General features: G+C 48.0%; 2 tRNA genes and 2 rRNA genes. All 4 read left to right on the forward strand.

Annotation, left to right across the window (positions count from 1 at the left end):
• A 16S ribosomal RNA gene (locus tag VLA77_00005) occupies window positions 1-662 on the forward strand; the annotation flags it as partial.
• A 257-nt stretch (window positions 663-919) separates the two neighbouring features.
• Window positions 920-996, forward strand: a tRNA-Ala gene (locus tag VLA77_00010).
• A 46-nt stretch (window positions 997-1042) separates the two neighbouring features.
• Window positions 1043-1119: transfer RNA gene (locus VLA77_00015), tRNA-Ile, on the forward strand.
• A 340-nt stretch (window positions 1120-1459) separates the two neighbouring features.
• A 23S ribosomal RNA gene (locus VLA77_00020) occupies window positions 1460-4251 on the forward strand; the annotation flags it as partial.

Consider the following 4251-nt stretch of genomic DNA (forward strand, 5'->3'; position numbering starts at 1 on the left):
GTAGCGAAGCTAACGCGTTAAGCATCCCGCCTGGGGAGTACGGTCGCAAGACTAAAACTCAAAGGAATTGACGGGGACCCGCACAAGCGGTGGAGCGTGTTGTTTAATTCGATGGTAAGCGAAGAACCTTACCAAGGCTTGAAATCTTGGGAATTTTGGCGAAAGCCGAGAGTGCCTTCGGGAACCCAATGACAGGTGTTGCATGGCCGTCGTCAGCTCGTGTCGTGAGATGTTTGGTTAAGTCCATCAACGAGCGCAACCCCTATGATTAGTTGTATTTTTCTAGTCAGACTGCCCCGGTAACGGGGAGGAAGGAGGGGATGATGTCAGGTCTGTATTACCCTTACGCCTTGGGCGACAAACGCGCTACAATGGCCGGTACAATGAGCAGCCAAGCAGTGATGCGGAGCAAATCTCATCAAAGCCGGTCTCAGTTCGGATTGCAGGCTGAAACTCGCCTGCATGAAGCTGGAATCGCTAGTAATCGCAGATCAGAATGCTGCGGTGAATACGTTCCCGGGTCTTGTACACACCGCCCGTCAAACCATGAAAGTGGGGGGCACCCGAAATCTGACTTTTGTCGGCCTAAGGTGAACCACATGATTGGGGTTAAGTCGTAACAAGGTATCCGTACCGGAAGGTGCGGATGGATTACCTCCTTTCTAGGGAGTATAGCCAAACTAACGAGCAATCTTAGTTTGAGCGAGGTCGGTCTTGTTGTTTTGCTGGATCTACAAAATAACATTAGCCCTTCGGGGCAAGACGAGATTCACCTTTTTGCGGACGTTGACTGCACTACCACGTTGTTAAAAAACAAAAAACACCTCGAAAGAGGTGTTTTTTGTTGGTTTTGTGGACTTTTTATCTTGAAGATTAGAGGAAATTGATGTAGAATATTGATTGTCCGTTTATTAGTAACGGGGCGTTAGCTCAGCTGGCTAGAGCACCTGCTTTGCAAGCAGGGGGTCCGGGGTTCGAATCCCCGACGCTCCACCATGAAATTATTTGTTGCACCTTTCATCTAAGTTTACTATTAACTCGTGGGCGATTAGCTCAGCTGGTTAGAGCGCGTCACTGATAATGACGAGGTCGGAGGTTCGAGTCCCTCATCGCCCACCAGTTAGTAGTTAACTGCTAATAATAAGTATTGCCTATCCTGATCTGGTGTGGTATATTACTTGAAGCGAACGTTTCAGATAGAAACCTCTGGCAACTCACTGAATGGAAGCAGTTGGTTACCAGAGGTTTTTTGTTGAAAAAGTTGCAACAAAAATGTCCTTTACAAGATGTGGATCAATCTGCTACGATAGGGACACTTGAGGCCAGACAAGAGTATCAATCATGATGCTGTTGCCTGAACTCAAAGGGAGTTCTGCAATTTAACAATTTGGAAATTTTTAATGATGTAAAAGGATGACGGCGTAGTTGGTTATTACTAACTACTAGTCAAACCAATGCATAAAAAGTTACTCAAGAGCACACAAAGGATGCCTTGACACAAGATACCGATGAAGGACGTGGAAGACTGCGAAAAGTCTCGGGGAGCTGTCTACAAGCTTTGATCCGGGGATATCCGAATGGGGCAACCCGCCGCGAGTCATGTCGCGAGCATCAATACCTGAATCTATAGGGTATATGAAAGGTAACCAGCTGAACTGAAACATCTTAGTAGGCTGAGGAAAAGAAAGTAAATAACGATCTTCGGAGTAGTGGCGAGCGAAACGGAGATAGCCCAAACCTTTTAGGTTTTTGCCTGTTTACAGGCAAATAAGTTGATAGACGAATGCCTAAATAGGGGTTGTGAGAATTAAATGACCAGGAAAGAGGTCTCGATGCTTCGAGCACTCTTTCTTGTGAGATCTGGCCTATCAGCCGGTCGTAAGGTAAGAAATCTGGCTTTGTTAGTAGAATAGTTTGAATGACTAACCAAAGAACGTGAAAGTCGTGTATGCGAAAACGAAGCTGACCTTATGTTTAATATCTCGAGTAGGACGGGACACGAGAAATCCTGTTTGAATCTGGGAGGACCACCTTCCAAGGCTAAATATATCTTGTGATCGATAGTGAACTAGTACGGTGACGGAAAGGTGAAAAGATCCCCGGGAGGGGAGTGAAATAGATCCTGAAATTGTGTGCTTACAAGGTGTCGGAGCCAACTTGTTTGGTGACGGCGTGCTTTTTGTAGAACGATCCAGCGAGTTAATTTGCAGTGCAAGCTTAAGTCATTTGACGGAGGCACAGTGAAAGCGAGCCTGAATAGGGCGACATAGTACTGCGGATTAGACCCGAAACCGAGTGACCTAACCATGGTCAGGCTGAAGCGCAGGTAAAACTGCGTGAAGGGCCGAACCAGGGCACGTTGTAAAGTGCTTGGATGAACTGTGGTTGGAGGTGAAATGCCAATCGAACTCGGAGATAGCTGGTTCTCCTCGAAATAGCTTTTGGGCTAGCGTCGTGTGGTAGCAAACGGGGGTAGAGCTCTGTAAAGGACTGGGGTCCGCGAGGATACCCACCCTTAACAAACTACGAATACCGTTTGTGGAATCACGGCAGTCAGAACATCGGTGCTAAGATCGGTGCTCAAAAGGGAAACAGCCCAGACCATCATCTAAGGTCCCTAAATCTATACTCAGTGGGAAACAAAGTGAGATTTCTTAAACAGCTAGGATGTTGGCTTAGAAGCAGCCATTCATTTAAAGAGTGCGTAACAGCTCACTAGTCAAGAGATCTTGCGTGGAAAATGTAACGGGGCTCAAGTATAGTACCGAAGATATGGATTTGTAATTTATTACAAGTGGTAGAGGAGCGTTGATATTGCAGCGAAGCAGAATTGTAAAGTTCTGTGGAGCGGTATCAAGTGAGAATGCTGGAATGAGTAACTTTAAGAAGGGTGAGAAACCCTTCGGCCGAAAGAGCAAGGTTTCCTAGACTATGGTAATCATTCTAGGGTTAGTCGGGCCTAAGCCGAGGCGCGTAGCGTAGGCGATGGACAACGGATTAATATTTCCGTACCGGTAAAATTTTGTACACAGTGCGCGGCATGGTAACGTGAGCGGGTTTATGGTTATACCCGTCTAAGTGCGTAGTCTAAGTTTACTTAGGTGAAACACGAATGCGAGCGCCCCTTGAGGGTGTGAGTTGCGTGAGCCAAGCTGACAAGAAAAGCTGTTGTACGCGTGAATTTTGCCGCCCGTACCGCAAACCAACACAGGTGCTCAGGTCGAGTAGACCAAGGCTTACGAGAGAATCTTCCTAAAGGAATTCGGCAACAAAAGCGACCGTAACTTCGGGATAAGGTCTGCCCATAGCAATATGGGCCGCAGCAAAAGAATCCAGGCGACTGTTTATCAAAAACACAGGTCTCTGCTAACACGAAAGTGGATGTATAGGGGCTGACGCCTGCCCGGTGCCGGAAGGTTAAGGGGAGGAATTCACGTTCCGAACTGAAGCCCCGGTGAACGGCGGCGGTAACTATAACCGTCCTAAGGTAGCGAAATTCCTTGTCGGGTAAGTTCCGACCCGCACGAATGGCGTAACGATCTGGATACTGTCTCTAGGAAGACCTCGGTGAAAGTGCATTGGCGGTAAAGATGCCGTCTGTCCGTACCAGGACGAAAAGACCCCGTGGAGCTTTACTACAGCTTTACATTGAACCGGGTTGCATTATGTGTAGCATAGGTGGGAGACTTTGAAGTCAGGGCGCTAGCCCTGATGGAGTCACAGGTGAAATACCACCCTTAATGTAATCTTGTTCTTACGATCACCGTTATCCGGTGATCGGACCGTGTATGGTGGGTAGTTTAACTGGGGCGGTTGCCTCCCAAAGAGTAGCGGAGGCGTTCAATGGTTGGCTAGCTTCGGATGGAAATCGAAGCGATAGTGCAAACGCATAAGCCAGCTTGACTGTGAGAATTACAATTCAAACAGGGACGAAAGTCGGAGTTAGTGATCTGCTGGTCGTACATTTGTACATGAATGTGGGATTGCCAGCACACACGGATAAAAGTTACCCCGGGGATAACAGGCTTATAGCGCCCAATAGTTCACATAGACGGCGCTGTTTGGCACCTCGATGTCGGCTCATCTCATCCTGGGGCTGTAGCCGGTCCCAAGGGTATGGCTGTTCGCCATTTAAAGTGGTACGTGAGCTGGGTTCAAAACGTCGTGAGACAGTTTGGTCCCTATCTGCAGTGGGCGTTGGAAGTTTGACGGGGGCTGCTCCTAGTACGAGAGGACCGGAGTGGACGAACC

The organism is Candidatus Saccharimonadales bacterium, from assembly GCA_035457485.1.
Taxonomy (GTDB): domain Bacteria; phylum Patescibacteriota; class Saccharimonadia; order Saccharimonadales; family EFPC-124; genus DATIBO01.